20 protein-coding genes are annotated in these 18,300 nt (G+C 39.1%); all 20 read right to left on the bottom strand.

Features of this window, described 5'->3' with window-relative positions:
• Positions 1–231: 231 nt before the first annotated feature.
• The gene (locus ACIP9C_RS21830; RefSeq protein ID WP_173479449.1) at positions 232–489 is read right to left on the bottom strand and encodes an HPr family phosphocarrier protein; all 258 of its coding nucleotides are present in this window, start codon (positions 487–489) and stop codon (positions 232–234) included.
• Between the two features lie 109 nt (positions 490–598).
• Positions 599–1,546, bottom strand: coding sequence for a DNA-binding protein WhiA (gene whiA / locus ACIP9C_RS21825; RefSeq protein WP_401014563.1), 948 nt, complete (start codon positions 1,544–1,546; stop codon positions 599–601).
• A 90-nt stretch (positions 1,547–1,636) separates the two neighbouring features.
• Positions 1,637–2,608, bottom strand: a complete 972-nt coding sequence (locus ACIP9C_RS21820; RefSeq protein ID WP_401014560.1) for a gluconeogenesis factor YvcK family protein — start codon at positions 2,606–2,608, stop codon at positions 1,637–1,639.
• A gap of 4 nt (positions 2,609–2,612) precedes the next feature.
• Positions 2,613–3,506, bottom strand: a complete 894-nt coding sequence (gene rapZ, locus ACIP9C_RS21815) for an RNase adapter RapZ (RefSeq protein WP_401014557.1) — start codon at positions 3,504–3,506, stop codon at positions 2,613–2,615.
• 9 nt (positions 3,507–3,515) lie between these two features.
• Positions 3,516–3,983: an NUDIX domain-containing protein gene (locus ACIP9C_RS21810; RefSeq protein WP_340822515.1), complete on the bottom strand. Its 468-nt coding sequence runs from the start codon at positions 3,981–3,983 to the stop codon at positions 3,516–3,518.
• A gap of 696 nt (positions 3,984–4,679) precedes the next feature.
• Positions 4,680–5,624, bottom strand: a complete 945-nt coding sequence (gene trxB, locus ACIP9C_RS21805) for a thioredoxin-disulfide reductase (RefSeq protein ID WP_401014552.1) — start codon at positions 5,622–5,624, stop codon at positions 4,680–4,682.
• 104 nt (positions 5,625–5,728) lie between these two features.
• Positions 5,729–7,246 carry a tetratricopeptide repeat protein gene (locus ACIP9C_RS21800; protein ID WP_401014549.1) on the bottom strand — a complete coding sequence of 506 codons (1,518 nt, stop codon included), beginning with the start codon at positions 7,244–7,246 and terminating at the stop codon, positions 5,729–5,731.
• A 90-nt stretch (positions 7,247–7,336) separates the two neighbouring features.
• Entirely contained in the window at positions 7,337–7,954 is a 618-nt protein-coding gene (hisIE, locus tag ACIP9C_RS21795) for a bifunctional phosphoribosyl-AMP cyclohydrolase/phosphoribosyl-ATP diphosphatase HisIE (RefSeq protein ID WP_401014546.1), read from the bottom strand.
• A complete protein-coding gene (hisF, locus tag ACIP9C_RS21790; RefSeq protein ID WP_401014543.1) occupies positions 7,951–8,712 on the bottom strand; it encodes an imidazole glycerol phosphate synthase subunit HisF in 762 nt (253 codons plus the stop codon). The genes hisIE and hisF overlap by 4 nt, the downstream gene beginning before the upstream one ends.
• Entirely contained in the window at positions 8,706–9,338 is a 633-nt protein-coding gene (hisH, locus tag ACIP9C_RS21785; RefSeq protein ID WP_401014540.1) for an imidazole glycerol phosphate synthase subunit HisH, read from the bottom strand. Before hisH ends, hisF begins: the two co-directional genes overlap by 7 nt.
• Positions 9,335–9,934 (bottom strand): imidazoleglycerol-phosphate dehydratase HisB, encoded by a 600-nt coding sequence (gene hisB, locus ACIP9C_RS21780; protein ID WP_401014537.1) that lies wholly within the window; start codon positions 9,932–9,934, stop codon positions 9,335–9,337. The genes hisH and hisB overlap by 4 nt, the downstream gene beginning before the upstream one ends.
• A 4-nt stretch (positions 9,935–9,938) precedes the next feature.
• Positions 9,939–11,213 carry a histidinol dehydrogenase gene (gene hisD / locus ACIP9C_RS21775; RefSeq protein ID WP_401014534.1) on the bottom strand — a complete coding sequence of 425 codons (1,275 nt, stop codon included), beginning with the start codon at positions 11,211–11,213 and terminating at the stop codon, positions 9,939–9,941.
• An 83-nt stretch (positions 11,214–11,296) separates the two neighbouring features.
• Positions 11,297–11,920, bottom strand: a complete 624-nt coding sequence (hisG, locus tag ACIP9C_RS21770) for an ATP phosphoribosyltransferase (RefSeq protein WP_340822501.1) — start codon at positions 11,918–11,920, stop codon at positions 11,297–11,299.
• Entirely contained in the window at positions 11,913–13,085 is a 1,173-nt protein-coding gene (locus tag ACIP9C_RS21765; protein WP_401014529.1) for an ATP phosphoribosyltransferase regulatory subunit, read from the bottom strand. Before ACIP9C_RS21765 ends, hisG begins: the two co-directional genes overlap by 8 nt.
• A 649-nt stretch (positions 13,086–13,734) precedes the next feature.
• On the bottom strand, positions 13,735–14,277 hold the full coding sequence (locus ACIP9C_RS21760; RefSeq protein WP_401014527.1) for an acyltransferase: 543 nt from the start codon (positions 14,275–14,277) through the stop codon (positions 13,735–13,737).
• A gap of 4 nt (positions 14,278–14,281) precedes the next feature.
• The gene (gene ppaX, locus ACIP9C_RS21755; protein ID WP_401014524.1) at positions 14,282–14,923 is read right to left on the bottom strand and encodes a pyrophosphatase PpaX; all 642 of its coding nucleotides are present in this window, start codon (positions 14,921–14,923) and stop codon (positions 14,282–14,284) included.
• 12 nt (positions 14,924–14,935) lie between these two features.
• The gene (lgt, locus tag ACIP9C_RS21750) at positions 14,936–15,757 is read right to left on the bottom strand and encodes a prolipoprotein diacylglyceryl transferase (protein ID WP_401014521.1); all 822 of its coding nucleotides are present in this window, start codon (positions 15,755–15,757) and stop codon (positions 14,936–14,938) included.
• Between the two features lie 37 nt (positions 15,758–15,794).
• Positions 15,795–16,730: an HPr(Ser) kinase/phosphatase gene (hprK, locus tag ACIP9C_RS21745; protein ID WP_401014518.1), complete on the bottom strand. Its 936-nt coding sequence runs from the start codon at positions 16,728–16,730 to the stop codon at positions 15,795–15,797.
• A gap of 225 nt (positions 16,731–16,955) precedes the next feature.
• Positions 16,956–17,285 carry a cytochrome c551 gene (gene cccB / locus ACIP9C_RS21740; protein WP_139859783.1) on the bottom strand — a complete coding sequence of 110 codons (330 nt, stop codon included), beginning with the start codon at positions 17,283–17,285 and terminating at the stop codon, positions 16,956–16,958.
• A gap of 51 nt (positions 17,286–17,336) precedes the next feature.
• Entirely contained in the window at positions 17,337–18,185 is an 849-nt protein-coding gene (locus ACIP9C_RS21735) for a YitT family protein (RefSeq protein ID WP_401014514.1), read from the bottom strand.
• Positions 18,186–18,300: the final 115 nt, after the last annotated feature.

Below are 18,300 nucleotides of genomic sequence, written 5' to 3'. Positions count from 1 at the left end.
ATTGTTTAGCCCAAGTAAGAATTGCCTTATTATCTGTCCCAATCGATTTAGCAATTTCATGTGAACTTTCTTTGCCTTCTAAGTATCGTAAAGCTACTTGTAATTTTTCCTCTGCAGTATATTTAGCCATAAAAAAACTGCACCTCCAATTGTTAGATGTGTCTAACAATTGGGGTGCAGTTCAGTGACTTAGAGGTTTTTTTGTTTTTAATATGCTAAGCATACTTTTGCTTAGTCTTCTTTTTCAATAAGAGCAGCTAATGATGTAACCGCTTGCTCTGCATCGCTACCTTCACTGCTTAATACGACCTTTGTACCTTTAGCAATAGCTAAGCTCATTACACCCATAATGGATTTGGCATTTACTTTTTTCTCGTCTTTTTCAAGAAAAATATCAGCACTAAAACGATTTGCTTCCTGTACAAACAACGCCGCTTGTCTAGCTTGTAGTCCTAATTTTAATTTTACCTGGACTGTCTTCTCAGTCATTCGCAATTCTCTCCTTCACTACCGTTCATCTATTAGTTTTATATTACCGCACTTAGCAGCAGAAGAACAATAAGCGATTGCACTAGCTTTCTGTCTTTTGTATGAAAGCTTAACCGCCTATTTTTTCACCTCTTCTTAATGCATCTGCTATTTCGTCTATTTTACGCAAACGATGGTTAACTCCTGATTTACTAACCGTTCCACTTGATACCATTTCACCAAGTTCTTTTAACGTTACATCTTGATATTCCACACGTAAGCGTGCAATTTCACGAAGCTTTTCAGGCAGCTGATCCAGCCCAACTGAATTTTCGATAAAGCGAATATTTTCTACCTGGCGTAGTGCAGCGCCTATCGTTTTATTCAAGTTTGCTGTTTCACAGTTTACAATACGATTTACACTATTTCGCATATCGCGTAATATACGAACATCTTCAAATTTCATCATCGCTTGATGAGCTCCGACAATGTTTAAAAAATCGGAAATCTTTTCCGCTTCTTTTAAGTATGTCACAAAGCCCTTCTTTCGTTCAATTGTTTTTGCGTTCAACTCAAATTCATTCATCAAGTCCATTAATGCTTCACCGTGTTCTTTATACAAAGAATAAATTTCTAAGTGATAGGCAGACGTTTCTGGGTTATTTACCGAGCCACCTGCTAAAAATGCTCCACGTAAGTAAGCTCTTTTATGGCCACTCTTTCTAATAAGCTCTTTAGAAATCGTGTGATTGAATTGGAAATCATCCGAAATTATCGCTAAATCAATGAGTAACTCACGCGCCCCTTCTCGCACACGACATATATAAACGTTGTTCTTTTTCAAACGCATTTTTTTACGTACAAGTAGCTCGACGTTATATGGATACAACTTCTTCATAATTGTGTAAAGCCTTCTAGCGATAGCAGCATTTTCAGTTTGCACGTCTAAACTAAGTTGCTTGTTAGCAAAAGATAATGAACCATTCATACGAATTAAAGCAGATACTTCTGCTTTCATACAATAATCGTCCGCTTCTACTTGCGTCAGCTCTTTTTTCGTTTCTGAAGCAAATGACATATTACGCCCTCCTTTCGACCTTTATTTCTATGTATATGTTCATCTTACCATATACAACAAGCATTCTTTAGGACTCTATTGTAGGCTTCCTTACTTTTTCGGTAAGATTTTTGCATAATCCACAAGCCATTGTGCTACATTTGCAGCATTATGACGAACTGTCCCATCTGGTCGAATGGTTGCAATATCACGTTTTATAACCTCTAACCCCATACTTTCAAGCTTACCAACATCAAATGTTACGGGCTCCGCACATTCTTCTTTATACAGCTCTTTAACAGGGTGCGGAAGTTGTTCATCATTTACTAAAATAGCATCAATAAAAGAATCCCCAACATGCTTGAGAATAGCCTCAACATGGTCACCTGCTGTATAAGAAATCGTTTCACCTTTTTGAGTCATTAAATTACATACATAAATTTTTCGTCCCTTGGCTCTTACTACAGCTTCTCCAATTTCTTTTACTAGCAAATTAGGAATAATACTCGTATATAAGCTTCCAGGTCCTATTAAAATATAGTCAGCTCGATTAATTGCTCGTATTGCCTCCGGTAGCGGTTGCACATTTTCAGGCACTAAAAAAACGCGATTAATGCGCTTTCCGGCAGTTGGAATTTTTGACTCACCTTCAATTACTACCCCATCTTCTAATTCGGCATTTAAAGTAATTTTTTTATTAGCCGCTGGGATTACTCGACCATGTACTTTTAAAACTTTTCCCATTTCACTAATAGCATGACTAAAATCCCCAGTTATATCGGTTAAGGCCGTTAACATTAAATTGCCAAGAGAATGACCATTTAAATCCTCTGATACCGAAAAGCGATATTGAAACATTTGCTCAACGAGTGGCTCCACATCCGATAATGCAGCGATGACATTACGAACATCACCAGGCGGAGGGATATCGTAATCATCACGTAAACGTCCTGAGGAACCACCATCATCCGCAACTGTTACGATTGCAGTGATATCAAACGGGTGATGCTTTAAACCACGCAGTAACGTAGAAAGGCCAGTACCACCACCTATTACAACTAGCCTTGTTTGCTTTTTCCCCATTCACTCAATCCTTTCTTCGATTGATGTCACGGTGCGATATCACAGCATTTTCTTTTTTGGCTAAGCAAGCGCCAAAATATTCTGCTAAAGTCACCGAACGATGCTGTCCTCCTGTACAACCAAAAGCAATGACAAGTTGTGATTTCCCCTCTTGTTTATAAAGCGGTATCATAAATTCAAACAAATCCGTTAGTTTTTGAATAAGGATTTGTGTATCCTCTAACGCTAATACATAAGATGAGACTTCAGTTTGCAAACCAGTTTTAGGGCGCAATTCCTCCACATAATAAGGATTTTTTAAGAAGCGCACATCAAATACTAAGTCTGCATCTATTGGCATACCATGTTTATATCCAAAGGACATAATATTAATTGAAAAAGTATGATCTGCATCACTTGCAAATTCATTAACGATTTTCTCGCGTAGCTCTTTTGGTTTCATGTTAGACGTATTATAAACGAAATTAGCGCGACCTTTTACTTCTGATAGAAGTACGCGTTCTTGTTTAATACCATCTAGCGGTAAACCAGTTACAGCTAATGGATGTGCACGTCTTGTTTCCTTATAACGTCTTACAAGCGTTGCATCATCTGCATCTAAAAATAAAATGCGGACAATGATGTCGCCCTCTTTTAATATATGGTCAAGCGCACCAATAAGCGAATCAAAAAAGTTGCCGCCACGCATATCCATGACAGCTGCAATACGTGTAATATTTTTACCTGAATCCCTAAGTAAAGTTAAAAAAGTCGTGAGTAACGCTGGTGGTAAATTATCAATACAGTAATACCCTAAATCCTCAAAGCTTTGAATAGCTACTGTCTTCCCAGCTCCAGACATTCCTGTAATAATGACCAATTCGTGTGTACATTGTTGACTTTCAACCACCACTGTCATGCAGCTCCTTTATTGTTCTATTGATATTTGTATTTTCTCATGAAGCAATTCAAAATCCTTCGTGTATTCGAATGTGCCGTACTGAATGCCTGATTGCGAAACAGCAAATTGTAAATTTGTTCGATCACCTTCAGCCATCGGCAAATGTTTTAAATCCCCAACTGGGTGCCATGCAAGCTTACCTTCTCTTGTTTCTTCGAATGGTACTCCTTCTATATCTTTCGCCATAAAAGTATATAGCATCCATTCATCCACCTTAACGTTATCTTCTTTAATAATCATCGTATATACACCCTTTAGATGCGCGTTCAATGGTATAACATTTGTTTCTTCCTGAAACTCACGTAAAGCAGCCTCATAAATCGACTCACCGCTCTCCATTTTTCCGCCTGGTGCTACATACCAGCCCCGTCTCGGCTTTTGAAGTAATAATACTTTGCCGTCTTTTACGGCAATTAAGTTTGCAATTCTTTGCATAGACACACCTCTAATCTCTTTTGCATTATATTTTTTATTATAGCAAGACCTATCAGAGTTTGTCTTCATTTCACAACTATGGTATCTTGCGCAAAAAATCGATTATTTTGAATCATCTTTAAGGATTTTTGTTTCTTTTTCATAAAGGGTCGTCGTACTCCCAATGACAGTTATTTTACACGAATAACCATACTTATAGTATACAGTTTTCTATTGTTAGACATGACACATTCAAAAATAATAAGCCTAAGCATCAGGCTTATTATTGCGTATAACTCTACTTCGCTTTCCATACAACACAAGGTTAGCCACTACTGTCGCGATCGCGCAGTTTGTTCCGTCTTACTTTTGTGCTGTTGTCGCAGGAATTTGCGTGGAGCGATAGAGTGAATGACATTAAAATTCAGAATTGTTTGAGTGACTGGCACTGAATTCAGAATTGTTTCAGTGCCAGTCACTAGCACAAATATCAAAAATAGGTTGCTCCCACCTAATTAGGCGGAAACAACCTACTAAAAAAATAAAAGGGGGATTGCTAATTACACTCTAAATAATACACCTTTTATATGTCATTCAAGTTACAGCAATATTAAAACCGTATTAAAAAATTGTATTTTTTTCCGGTAATAACGGCCAATAGCAACCAGCTTTGGTCGCTGAACGTGGGCATTCGATACGAACTGTTTTTTAGGCCTATTATGCGTTAATTTTTTCTAATAATTCTTCCACATAATGTTGTGCTGCTTGTGCTGCAATACTACCATCGCCAGTCGCAGTTACGATTTGGCGAAGCGTTTTTTCACGAACATCTCCTGCAGCAAAAATACCTGGTACTTTAGTTTCCATATTATCGTTTGTCACAATATAACCAGCTTCATTTAAAATTCCTAATGCTCCAAAAGGTTTTGTTAATGGAAGCATACCAATATAGATAAATACGCCATCAGCATTAAATTCTGATTCTGTGCCGTCAACAGTTGATTGTAATGTTACGCTGCCTACTTTACCGTTAGCATCGTTAATTTCTTTTACTGTGGCATTCCAAATGAAATCAATTTTTTCATTGGCAAATGCACGATCTTGTAGAATTTTTTGAGCACGTAATTTATCACGACGGTGAACAATTGTTACTTTATCAGCAAAACGTGTTAAATAAACACCTTCTTCAACAGCTGAATCCCCACCACCTACGACAACGAGATTTTTTTGTTTAAAGAATGCACCATCACATACTGCACAATAGCTGACACCGCGTCCACCAAGCTCTTTTTCACCTGGTACACCCATTTTTTTATATTCTGCACCTGTAGAAAGGATAATTGCTCGTGTTTTATATTCTTTAGCACCAGATTTAATGATTTTGTATTCTTCTCCATCGATGATTTCTGAAACATCACCGTATGCATACTCAGCGCCAAATTTTTTCGCATGCTCGAACATTTTAGTAGATAGCTCAGGTCCTAAAATAGTATCAAACCCTGGATAATTTTCTACTTCTTCTGTATTCGCCATTTGTCCGCCAGGAATACCACGCTCAATCATTAGCGTTGAAAGGTTTGCACGTGATGTATAAACAGCCGCAGTCATGCCGGCAGGTCCTGCTCCGATAATTACAACATCATAAATTTTTTCTTCTGACATACATACTTCCTCCTAAACTTGTAAAACTTTTTTATAATAACGTTAGTATGTTCATCGTATGTGAAAGCATTAAGTTATTCAACTTTGTTGCTCACAGCCTGAATTTAACTCGTTGGTAAAAACGTTAACATTTCTTCAATATATTTAGATAATGTAGACACAGATATCCCATACTGCTCTGCAATTTCCTTTTTCGTCACCTTCAACATGCGAGATGAGCGGAATAAGAAATCATTTGCACCTGCAATGGCCGCTGGATTTGTAAAGCGATAATTTTCACCCAGTGCTTGTTCACAAAGCACAAACCACATTTGAAACATCGGTGCAACTAATGTTGTCATTTTCCCATATTGCTCTAATAATATCTCTGATACACGGACGGCTCTTAAAAAGCTTGCCTCGACTTTGTTTTTTTCATCAAACTGATGACCAAGTGCATAAGCTAAAAAAAGCTTTTCGAAAGCACCAAATTGTTCAACATCTATCCATTTAGGATGAGCAATGATTTCCTGTTTATGCGCTGTACCTTGTAGTAAAAATAAACCGAATAGGCGATCACTTATATATTCACTTTCAAGTTTAGATACAATGAAGTCACGATCATGTTCTAATGCGTCAAGCTCATATGTATTTTCCTGCTGACGCCAAGGTTCAAAGCCCTCTTTCTCTGGATCAAGCTCAAGCAACTGCTCCCAAGCACCCTTTGAAATTTCATCATAGCCAGAGAAATACGCAGCATGCGATAACCAAAAGTAAAATCCTGGATCACCTAAATAGCCACGTTTTTGCATGCTTCGTAGCCATTTAAAGGCTATTTCATATTGACCAATAAGTGCAAGCGTTGCACCTAGTTTATAACGATGATCCCAAGCATATGGCTGTATTTTCACCAATACCTCTAAAAGTGCATTTAATTCCTCATCATTTTTCTCGTAATACGCAATAACCGTTAAATTGCATAACGCATGTAAATTCCCTTTATTTTCACGCAGTACAGTGTTTAGGATTGCTTTTGCCTGCTCTGCTTCACCGACATAAAAATAAGCCAAAGCTAAATTATTGTATGCAGACCAAAATTCTGGTCTATCTTCTACTAGTTGTTCTAAAATGTTTATCGCTTCTGGAAAATCTCCCTTTTCCATACAACGACGAGCTTGCTCCTGACGATATAAATCCTCGCCACTTCCTTCAAGCTCTTCATAATCATCTTGTTCAAAAGCTACAAACTCCAATATTTCTGCCGCTTCATCTGCATAAGCGCCCTCAGGTTCCATTTCTAAGTACTGCTCCGCAAAGCGTTTGGCATCTTGAATAATGCCGACGCACCCAGACACTTCCGCCATATAAAATATAATTTCCGGCTCATTTGGATCTAATTGATAGGCACGACGAAGTAAATCATAGGCTTCTTCAAAACTTTGACCTTCTAATTCTACAATCGCTAATTGCAATAAAATCATTGGATCATCTGGACTTAAATCAACAGCACGCTGTAAATATTTATAAGCTTTATCCATTTGTCCGCTATTCATCGCTTGAATTGATTTTTTATAATAATAGTCGCCTGTTGGAATGAACGATACGACATTCGTTTGCTTCTCTTTTTGACGTTTCTTTTCCAAAATATTTCCTCCGAAACAAGAAATAAGGAACGCATCATACGTTCCTTTTTACAGTAACTTATATTATACCATACAATAAGCGATATGCTGTTATTTCTCCTCGTGACGTTTTTCCAACACATGCAATACATCAAAAACATTTACTTTTTGTTCTTGTAGTAAAACTAATAGATGGTAAATTAAATCTGCCGCTTCCCATTTTACCTCTTCTGCATCACGATTTTTTGCACCGATGACAACCTCTGTTGCTTCTTCCCCAACTTTTTTACAAATTTTATCGATGCCTTTATCGAATAAATATGTAGTGTATGCTCCCTCTGGCATTTCTTGCTCACGCTTTTCAATGACTTTGACTAGTTCAGGGATAATACCCACTGAACCAACTTTAGCGTTTTCTTGAAGTACATTCGTAAAGCAAGAAGTCGTTCCATTGTGGCATGCTGGGCCAGCAGGAAGTACTTCTACAACTAATGCATCGCCATCACAATCCGCTTTAATGGATACTACCTTTTGTACGTTTCCACTTGTAGCTCCTTTATGCCATAGCTCTTCGCGAGAACGTGAGTAAAACCATGTTTCGCCTGATTCCAATGTTTTTTCTAATGACTCTTTATTCATATAGGCTACTGTTAATACTTCTTTTGTATTGGCATCTTGCACAACGGCTGTCACAAGACCTTTATCGTCAAATTTAATGTTATTCATCATCTAACTGCCACTCCTTTTTCACGTAAGTATTGTTTTACTTGCGCTACGCTCGTTTCCTTGTAATGAAAAATGGATGCTGCAAGTGCTGCATCTGCATCTACATCATCTGTTAATACTTCGTAAAAATGTTCGGCATTCCCTGCACCACCACTTGCGATGACGGGGACTGTCACGGAATCTCTTACCGCCTTTGTTAACGCTAAATCAAAGCCAGATTTTTCTCCGTCCTGATTCATACTGGTTAATAAAATCTCACCAGCACCTAAGCGAACAGCCTCTTTTGCCCACTCTATCACTCGCCATGATGTTTTGTTGCGGCCTCCGTGTGTATACACCATCCACGTACCGTCTTCTTCACTGTAGCGCGCATCGATTGCAACAACAATACATTGAGCACCGAAGAAGTCAGAACCTTCCTTAATAAGCTCTGGACGTTCTAAAGCAGATGTATTAACGGATACTTTATCAGCACCAGCTCGTAAAATACGTTTCATATCCTCTAACGAGCGAATGCCACCGCCAACGGTAAATGGAATAGCTAATGTCGCCGCTGTTTGGCGCACCACATCGACCATTGTTTCACGACCTTCATGCGATGCCGATATATCTAAAAATACAAGCTCATCTGCCCCTTGCTCATCATAAAACTTTGCAAGCTCTACCGGATCTCCTGCATCGCGCAATGAAACGAACTGTACACCTTTGACAACACGCCCATCCTTTACATCAAGACACGGAATAATACGTTTTGTTAGCACGCCGCCACCCCTTTTAACCATTGTTCTAATAAGTAAACGCCTAACTCACCCGACTTTTCTGGATGGAACTGCATACCTGTAATAGAGCCGTTTGCAACAATTCCTGGCACTTCAATACCATAATAGTCTGCATAAGCCACAAGCTCTGTTGTATCAATATTTGTCGCATAAAATGAATGGACAAAATAAACATGCTCGGCAGTTGCTTCCTCTTTTAGCCATAAAGGGCGATTCGTTACATTCAATTGATTCCACCCCATATGAGGCACTCGATATGATTGATCCCCTTCAATTCCGCTAAAACGTTGAATGCTCCCTTTGAAGAAACCTAGACCCTTCGTTAATGTCACCTCTGCACTTTCTTCAAATAATAACTGCATCCCTAAACAAATACCAAGCAACGGTCGATTTTCTGCCTTTACTTTTTGGAGGTAGTTATCTAATTTTGTTTCAGCTAAGCGTTTCATAGCGTCAGGAAAAGCGCCCACACCTGGCAATAAAAGTGCATCGACTGCATCTAGCTCGTATTCATCTGCTGTTACTACGACCTCACAGCCAAGGCGTTTTAATGCTTGCTCGACACTAAATAAATTGCCCATGCCATAGTCGATTACACCGATTTTCACGTTAACAGCCCCTTTGTTGAAGGTACACCTTTAACACGAGGATCAATCTCAACTGCTGCATCAATCGCACGGGCTAACGCCTTAAAGATAGCTTCAATTATATGGTGCGTATTCTGACCATATGGCACAATGACATGCACATTCATTCTTGCTTCAAGTGCGAATTTCCATAAAAACTCATGCACTAATTCTGTGTCAAAATTGCCGACCTTCTCTTTTAGCTCGGGCACGCGATATTCTAAATGCGGACGATTTGAGCAATCGACCACGACTTGAGCAAGTGCGTCATCCATTGGAACAAAGGCGTTACCGTAACGTTTAATGCCTTTCTTATCACCGAGCGCTTCACGAATTGCTTGTCCTAACACAATGCCAAGGTCTTCTGTCGTGTGGTGATCGTCAATGTGCGTATCACCGTTCGCTTGAATTGTGCCATTAAAAAGACCGTGTTTAATAAATAAATCCAACATGTGGTCCATAAAACCAACACCTGTTTGTATATCCGCTTTGCCCTCACCATCTAAATCAATGGCTACTGATATTTGTGTTTCATTAGTTGTCCGCTCTACCTTTGCGTAGCGTTTCTGTTCTGTCATCGTTCTACTCCTTTTCCCATCCGCGAGATTCTACTGCACGAGCATGCCCCTCTAGACCTTCCATGCGAGCTAAACGTGCAATTTTCGGGGCATTGTCGGCCCAAGTTTTTTCAGTGTAATAAACGATGCTCGATTTTTTCACGAAGTCATCTACATTTAACCCACTTGCAAAACGAGCTGTGCTGTTTGTTGGTAATACATGGTTTGTGCCTGCAAAATAATCACCAACAGGCTCTGAGCTATATCGCCCGATAAAGATACCGCCAGCGTGACGTACTTGCTCTGCCACAGCTTCCGCATTTTTTGTAACGATTTCTAAATGTTCCGGAGCTAATGAGTTAATTGCCTCTACTGCATCTGACATCGTTTCGGCAATATAAATCGCACCATAATTTTCTATTGATGCACGTGCTACCTCTTCACGTGGTAAAATGGTTAATTGCTTTTCCACTTCAAGTGCTACATTATTAGCAAGTTGCTCAGATGTTGTCACTAAAATGGCACAAGCCATCTTATCATGCTCTGCCTGTGATAAAAGATCTGCTGCAACTTCATCTGCAAAGGCTGTTTCATCTGCAATTACTGCAATTTCACTTGGTCCCGCAATCATATCAATTGCGACTTCACCAAATACTTCACGTTTAGCAAGTGCAACAAAAATATTGCCAGGGCCTGTAATTTTATCGACCGCTTGAATCGTTTCCGTTCCGTAGGCAAGTGCCGCAATTGCCTGTGCACCACCAATTTTATATACTTCTTCTACTCCTAAAATATGAGCAGCAGCAAGCACGCCAGCAGGTAATTTACCATCACGACCAGCAGGTGATGTAATAACAATTCGCTGAACACCAGCAACTTGTGCAGGAATCACGTTCATCAATACGGAGGAGGGATATGCAGCTGTCCCTCCTGGAACGTAAAGACCTACTGCATCGAGCGCAGTAATACGTTGTCCAAGCCAGGAGCCATTTGCTAATTCCATTCGATAGCCAGAACGCTTTTGTTGCTCATGATAGAGACGAATATTTTGTGCAGCTTCCGTTAAATCTGCATATAGTTGTGCATCTATCGCCTTTACACCCTCTGCAATTTCTTCCTTTGTGACACGTAAATTGTCAGGTGCAAAGCCATCCCATTTTTCTGTATATGTACGTACTGCGATGTCACCTTGTGCTCGGACATCCGCCAATACTTGTCGTACAACCATTAATTGTTCTTCATTGCCACCTTCAAGTGGTCGTTTCAAGGAAATACCTTTTGCTAACTTTGTTATTTTCATGAAAAAAGTCCCCTTTGGTTTCTAGCAATTCATGCAGCGCTCTTTTTGCAACGAGTTTACAAGTAGAAGCACATGATATTTTATTAGTCGACGCAATTCTTTAAGCGTTTTACTAGGTCAATGATGCGATCACCTTTCATTCGATAGCTCACTGGATTGGCGATTAAGCGCGAGGATACATCTGTAATAAACTCATACTCGACTAAGCCATTTTCTTTAAGGGTCCGTCCTGTCGATACAATATCTACAATGCGGTCCGCTAGGCCTATCATCGGTGCAAGCTCAATCGACCCATTTAATTCAATAATTTCTACTTGCTCACCAATACCTTTATAGTACTTCATCGCAATGTTTGGATATTTTGTCGCAATGCGTGGCGCAATTTCGTTCATCGTCGTATTAGGTAAGCCTGCTGATGCGATATAGCATGTACTTATTCTTAAATCAAGAAGCTCATGGACGACTCGCTGTTGTTCCAATAAGACATCTTTTCCGGCAATGCCTATATCTGCAACACCGTGCTCGACATACACAGGAACATCCATAGGTTTTGCTAGTATAAAACGAATTTTTTCTTCAGGAATTTCTATCATTAATTTACGCGTCATCTCAACCTCTTCTGGTAAATTAAAGCCTGCTTCTATAAGCATTTGGTATGCCTCTTCAAAAATGCGCCCTTTCGGCATAGCAATTGTTAATTCATTCACCGCAAATTTCCTCCTGTCCAACAACAACTACCTCAGTAAAATGTGTTAAAAAGGCTGCTTCATCAACTAAACTACTTCTTAACTGTAAGGTCGCTTGTTTTCCCTCTGCTCTTAAAGCTTGTATCTTTTCAAGAGCCACCTCAAAGTCTGCTTCCTCAAATAGTACAACGACAGCTTCTTCCTTTTCTAAAGCTTGTGCTGTTATTGTTTCTAATAGTCTGTCTACACGAATACTAAAGCCTGTAGCCCCAACTTTTGAGCCAAATACTTCAAGTAATCCATCATAACGTCCACCATTCCCTAATGGAAAACCGCTGCCTGATGCAAACACTTCAAATAACATTCCTGTGTAATAGCTCATATGACTTGATAGGGTAAAATCAAACGCTACATACTGAGCTAAGTCAGCAACTTCTAACAATTTTGCAAGCTGTTGCATATATTCTAATGCGTCATTTTTCCGCACATATTTTTCGATATCCCGAATTTCTTTTAAGGTCATTGCCTCTTCGATAAATTGTAATAATGCATCTGATTTTGTCTTTGGTAAATCAAAAGATGCCACTGCCTCTTCAAAGCCTACGTAGTTACGCTGTACAAGCAACGTGCGTAGTGCGTCTTCTTGTTCGATACTTTCTGTATAGTCCTGTAAAATACAATTTAAGACACCTGCATGTCCAATCGTTACTTTGAAATTTTCTATGCCAAACTGCTTTAACAGTTCCATTGCTGTAGCGATTACCTCAGCATCTGCAAATACCGAATGATCACCGATTAGCTCAACACCCATTTGCTCAAATTCTGCTGGCCGTCCACCTTCTGTTTCCTGTGCACGGAATACACTAGCAAAGTAAGCTAAGCGTAGCGGTATCATTTCTTTTAATAATTTCGAAGTGGCTACTCGAGCAATAGGTGTTGTCATATCAGGACGTAGGACGAGCGTATTGCCCTGACTATCTACAAGCTTGAATAAATGCGCATCGGAAATTGCAGATGCTTTACCTACTGTATCGAAATACTCTACTGTAGGCGTTTTTATAAATTCATAGCCTCTTGAGCGTAAAAAGCTTCGACCTGTATGTCTTACAGCTTCTACTTTTTCATAAATTTGCGGAAATTTATCGCGCATACCAAGTGGCTTTTCAAACATTTTAATCGCGGACATGTTGACACTTCCTCACGTTTCACTTTAACTCACTAGAGTACTAGAGAATTAGAATATGAAAGTATTTTAACGCATTCCTTTTATTCAGTCAATATATTGCGCACTGAATTCTCTAAAAATTTAATTACTTATTATTCAGTTAATTATACACCTATTTATCTAAAGTTGAACTGTTATCAAGCTCTATAGCATAACGCATGTAAACCTAAAATAAAATTTAGCAAATAGTGATAGTACGAGTTATTGGAAGCGAAAGCGGTGACTCCTGCGAGTACAGCACAAAAAGTTAGACGCTGGCATTTTGCGCATTAGCGAGGGTTGCGGCTTACGGTGTGCCCGTGGAAAGTTGGCACTGGAGCGAATAACAACGGCTTAATAAATTTTTAAAGATGTAGGTTATTTCCTCAATACAAAAGGAATAAAATCAAAACCACTCTTTCTTTGGCAATAGATAAAATTTAGTAGATAGCACTAGGTGATGGTAGCGAAGGCGGTGACTCCTGCGGGAACGCACGCAGCGTAAGACGCAACAAACCGCGCGTTAGCGAGGGTTGCGGCTTACGGTGTGCCCGCGGAAAGCACCGCCGTAGCGGACATCAACGGCATAACAAAAAGTGTTAGATTGACCGCAGTCAATCTAACACTTTTTTTACTTTTTCGGCGTACACCATTGCACAACTTCCTTCTGTTTGCGCTCGGCCATCTGTTCTGCTGTATAAATAATTTGCATCGGGTTACCACCTGCTAGACAGCCTGCAGGTACATCCTTATGTACTAGTGTTGCGGCTGACACGATGGCTCCGTCACCTATCATCACTCCAGGTAAAATAGTTGAATTAGCACCTACCATCACTTCATTGCCAATATGGACATCCCCTAGACGATATTCTTCAATTAAGTATTCATGCGCTAAAATTGTCGTATTAAAGCCAATGACTGTATTATTTCCGACATGAATACGCTCTGGAAACATCGTATCAGGCATGACCATTAAAGCAATAGATGTTTTGTCACCAATTTTCATTTTTAAAAAAGTGCGATACAGCCAGTTCTTCACGCGTAAAAAAGGTGTGAAGCGTCCAATTTGAATGACAATGAAGCACTTCATCACCTTCCAAAAGGACACCGTATCATATACATTCCATAACGAGTTTGCGCCCTCGACACGATATCTTTCTGTTTTACGCGCCATCCATTTACCCCTCTTTCACAATATCAAGTAAATCCTTCATATGCTGCAATATATATTCTGGGTTAAACTGCTGTAAATATTGTTCCCCTTTTATTGACCATGCAACACCTGCAGCTCTTACACCTGCGTTATGTGCAGCTTCAATATCATGAGAATTATCACCAATCATAATGGCGTCTTCCTTTGCTGCACCTAGACGTGATAAAGCAAGTAAAACTGGCTCTGGATTTGGCTTCACATTTTGCACATCATCTGTCCCTACTATCACATCGAATAGGTGACTAGCACCTAGAATGTTCAGGCCGCGATCAATCATAGCATTCCGCTTTGTTGAGACAATGGCTAATTTAATACCCATCGACTTCAATTGCTCTAAAGTTGACACAACGTCAGGGAACTCGGTTACAAGCTCATCATGATGTGGTTCATTCCAAGCGCGATATTTTGCCATCATTTCTTCTTCTTCGCCTGGTGTTATTTCACTAAATGTCTGTTTTAATGACGGACCCATGAATTTTAGGCAATCTTTTGGCGAATATTGCCCGGGAAATCTCTCTTCCAAAACGTGCATAAATGATTGAATAATTAAGTCATTTGTATTTAATAGTGTACCATCAAAATCAAAAAGCAATGCTTTTACAGTCATCCTTTACACTCCTTACTTATTGTCCAAATATTTCACTGCAGGCTTTACTTTCAATCTTCGGTAAATAATTGCCCCAAGCCCTACAACAATGCCAATAATTGAAACGACCTGCGCTGATCGTATGTCTCCAATTAAATATAGACTATCTGTACGTAAACCTTCTATATAGAAACGACCGATTGAGTACCAAATTAAATAGCTAAAGAATATTTCCCCACGATTTAAATTCACTTTACGTAATGCCAGTAAAATTAATAAGCCGACAAAATTCCATGTAGATTCATATAAAAATGTAGGATGTACATATGTGCCTAGTTCTTCAATGTACATTTGATTAATAATCCAATCAGGTAGCATAAGGTTTTCTAAAAATGAACGTGACACTGGTCCACCAAATGCCTCTTGATTCATAAAATTGCCCCAACGACCAATAATTTGTCCAATTAAAAGACTAGGCGCTAGAATATCTGCCACGCGTAAAAAGCTTACCCCTTTTTTGCGAGTAAATATGTAAGCCGTCACAAATGCACCTATAAGCGCACCATGAATAGCAATACCGCCATTCCAAATTTGAATAATGCTGCCTGGATTTTCACTATAATAATCCCAACGCATAGAAACATAATAGATGCGTGCGCAGATGATAGAAATCGGTACTGCCCATAATAACAAGTCAGCTAAAAAATCTTCGGGCAATCCGCGTTTTACAGCCTCTCTTTGTCCAACAAAATATGCTAAAATAATCCCCGATACAATTAACAATCCATACCAACGTACAGGAATTGGCCCTAAATGGAAGGCTATCGGGTTAATGTCTAAAAGTAATAAATCCATCTTATGCTCCTCTCAATATTTAACGATCTGTTACCTTTTAATCGTCTAATTCATCTGTTGAAGAAATGACTTCATCTAAGCGTCTTGAAAACTCTTCAGCTGCATTGACACCCATTTTCTTTAAACGGTAATTCATTGCTGCCACTTCGATAATTACGGATACATTTCGTCCAGGTCGTACTGGAATTGTTAGTTTTGTCAGTTCTGTATCAATTATCTTCATTTTCTCTTCTTCTAAACCTAAACGATCGTATACTTTGGCAGGATCCCATATCTCCAACTCAATAATTAAAGTAATACGCTTATAAGGTCGTACGGCACTTGCACCAAAGAGGGTCATAATATCGATAATACCAATACCTCGTATTTCCAATAAATGCTCCAGAAGCGGAGGCGGACTGCCTATTAAAAAATCCTCAGATTCCTGACGAATTTCCACACAATCATCCGCAACAAGTCGATGCCCCTTTTTTACAAGCTCTAGCGCTGTTTCACTTTTCCCAACACCACTTTTTCCGATAATGAGCACACCAATGCCATATACATCGACCAACACGCCATGCGCCGCTGTCATCGGTGCTAAACGTCCTTCTAAATAATTGGTTAGTCTACTCGAAAATTTTGTTGTCGTCATATGTGTTTTAAATACGGGTACATGCTTTTCGTTTGAAGCTTGAATAAGCTCCTCAGGCACTTCTAGGTCACGAGATATAATTATAGCCGGCGTATCCTGTGAACATAGTAAACGCATGCGTTCTAGTTTAACATTCGTTGGTAACATTTCGAAAAAGGAAAGCTCCGTTTTCCCTAGCAATTGTACTCGATTTGCAGGATAATGCGTAAAATATCCAGCCATCTCTAACCCAGGTCGAGAAATATCACTTGTAGTAATAGTTCTTCCAATACCTTCCTCGCCACCTAATAGCTCTAACTTAAATTTTTCCATTACGTCCCTTGTCAATACTACGACCAATATTTGCAGCCTCCATTCAAACGAATTGAATATTGTTTTATTTTAGCATGCCTATGTATAAAAGAAATGAAATTACACTTGTTTGCATGTTTATTTAGTAACACTATTATACTTACTTCTAGACAGCGGTGTAACATACATTTGCAAAATTACGAGAGATATACCATTTACAGTTACAAATAGAAAAACTAGCGGTCTCCAGAACCGCTAGTTTTTGTCATTTATTTATTTTTGAGTTGCTAACCATTTGGCAACAGCTTCAGCGTCTGCACCTTTAATAAGTCCAGCTGGCATTGCCCCACGACCATTGTTAATCACATCTAAAATTTCTTCTTCAGATAAGCGAGAACCTACATTGTTTAGTGCAGGTGTATTACCCATACCTTGTAGCTCACCACCGTGACAAGAAACGCATGATTTCATTGCGATAGCTTTACCGTCTGGTTCAGCAGCCGTATCGTTATTACCTGTCGCATTATTTTTATCTCCTCCGCCGCCACATGCAGCTAAGAAAATTGCTGAACCGAACACTAATGTTAACATTGCTTTTTTCATTAGTACCCCTCCTAAGTAAATGAATATCTTACCATTGCTATTATACCAAATTTATGCACGCTTGAAACCTTCACCTAACACCTCGTAGGCATCAGAAACGATGACAAACGCAGATGGATCAACGCTTTTAATGAGTTGTTTCAGCTTTGTGAACTCTGTTTGATAGACAACAACCATTAAAACTGGTCGTGCTTCTCCAGTATAGCCGCCAATTGCAGGCAATTTTGTCACACCACGATCAATTTCAGCATATATCGCATCACGCACTTCATCTTGTTTCAACGTAATAATATATACCATTTTAGATTGACTAAATCCAAGCTGAATAATATCAATCGTTTTTGTTGTGACATAAAGGCCGATTAAGGCATAGAGTCCTTTTTCTAAGTCAAAAACAATTGCTGCACTAATTGCGATAATGCCATCAATTAATAGTACACTTGTACCAAGCGATAATCCGGTATACTTTGTAATAATTTGAGCTAGTAAATCAGTGCCACCAGTAGAAGCATTCCCCTTAAAGACTAGTCCTATTCCTAATCCGACAACAATTCCACCAAAAAGTGCACCAAGTAAAGGGTTATCAGTCCAAGGTTCCCAATTATTCGTTAATAAGACGATAAACGGTAACGTTATTGTACCGACAAAAGACTTTACACCAAACTTTTTACCAAGTATTAGAACTCCTGCTAAAAACAACGGGATATTAAATGCATATTGTACTAGTCCAGGATTCCAGCCAAATAAGCCATGTAAAATGGTGCTTATGCCGCTAACGCCTCCTGAAGCTACTTGATTTGGTAGTAAAAATACATTAAAACCAATTGCCACTATTGCGGCACCAACAATTACATACACATATTCCAAAATACTTGCCTTTACATCTTGTGATTGATTCATTTCCTCACGCCCACTTCAACTATCAGAATTTTTCTAAAGACGACATGATTATAGCAAATAGTATTCACGTTGAGAACTTCATCTTGATGAAGAGAAACTCGACCTAACAAACAAA

It is taken from the genome of Lysinibacillus sp. NPDC093210 (assembly GCF_044753985.1).
GTDB lineage: Bacteria > Bacillota > Bacilli > Bacillales_A > Planococcaceae > Lysinibacillus.
The sequence above is the reverse complement of the archived record's forward strand: the minus strand, read 5'-3'. Positions and strand labels throughout refer to the sequence as shown.

Coding starts and splice junctions, on each gene's coding strand:
- ACIP9C_RS21810 (WP_340822515.1), bottom strand. CDS start 3,983: ATGCAAAGAATTGCAAACTTAATTGCCGTAAAAGACGGCAAAGTATTA.
- ACIP9C_RS21765 (WP_401014529.1), bottom strand. CDS start 13,085: ATGTCCGCGATTAAAATGTTTGAAAAGCCACTTGGTATGCGCGATAAA.
- trxB (WP_401014552.1), bottom strand. CDS start 5,624: ATGTCAGAAGAAAAAATTTATGATGTTGTAATTATCGGAGCAGGACCT.
- hisD (WP_401014534.1), bottom strand. CDS start 11,213: ATGAAAATAACAAAGTTAGCAAAAGGTATTTCCTTGAAACGACCACTT.
- hisIE (WP_401014546.1), bottom strand. CDS start 7,954: ATGATGAATAACATTAAATTTGACGATAAAGGTCTTGTGACAGCCGTT.
- ACIP9C_RS21735 (WP_401014514.1), bottom strand. CDS start 18,185: ATGAATCAATCACAAGATGTAAAGGCAAGTATTTTGGAATATGTGTAT.
- hisB (WP_401014537.1), bottom strand. CDS start 9,934: ATGACAGAACAGAAACGCTACGCAAAGGTAGAGCGGACAACTAATGAA.
- ACIP9C_RS21820 (WP_401014560.1), bottom strand. CDS start 2,608: ATGGGGAAAAAGCAAACAAGGCTAGTTGTAATAGGTGGTGGTACTGGC.
- ACIP9C_RS21830 (WP_173479449.1), bottom strand. CDS start 489: ATGACTGAGAAGACAGTCCAGGTAAAATTAAAATTAGGACTACAAGCT.
- ppaX (WP_401014524.1), bottom strand. CDS start 14,923: ATGACTGTAAAAGCATTGCTTTTTGATTTTGATGGTACACTATTAAAT.
- cccB (WP_139859783.1), bottom strand. CDS start 17,285: ATGAAAAAAGCAATGTTAACATTAGTGTTCGGTTCAGCAATTTTCTTA.
- lgt (WP_401014521.1), bottom strand. CDS start 15,757: ATGGATTTATTACTTTTAGACATTAACCCGATAGCCTTCCATTTAGGG.
- rapZ (WP_401014557.1), bottom strand. CDS start 3,506: ATGACAGTGGTGGTTGAAAGTCAACAATGTACACACGAATTGGTCATT.
- whiA (WP_401014563.1), bottom strand. CDS start 1,546: ATGTCATTTGCTTCAGAAACGAAAAAAGAGCTGACGCAAGTAGAAGCG.
- ACIP9C_RS21760 (WP_401014527.1), bottom strand. CDS start 14,277: ATGGCGCGTAAAACAGAAAGATATCGTGTCGAGGGCGCAAACTCGTTA.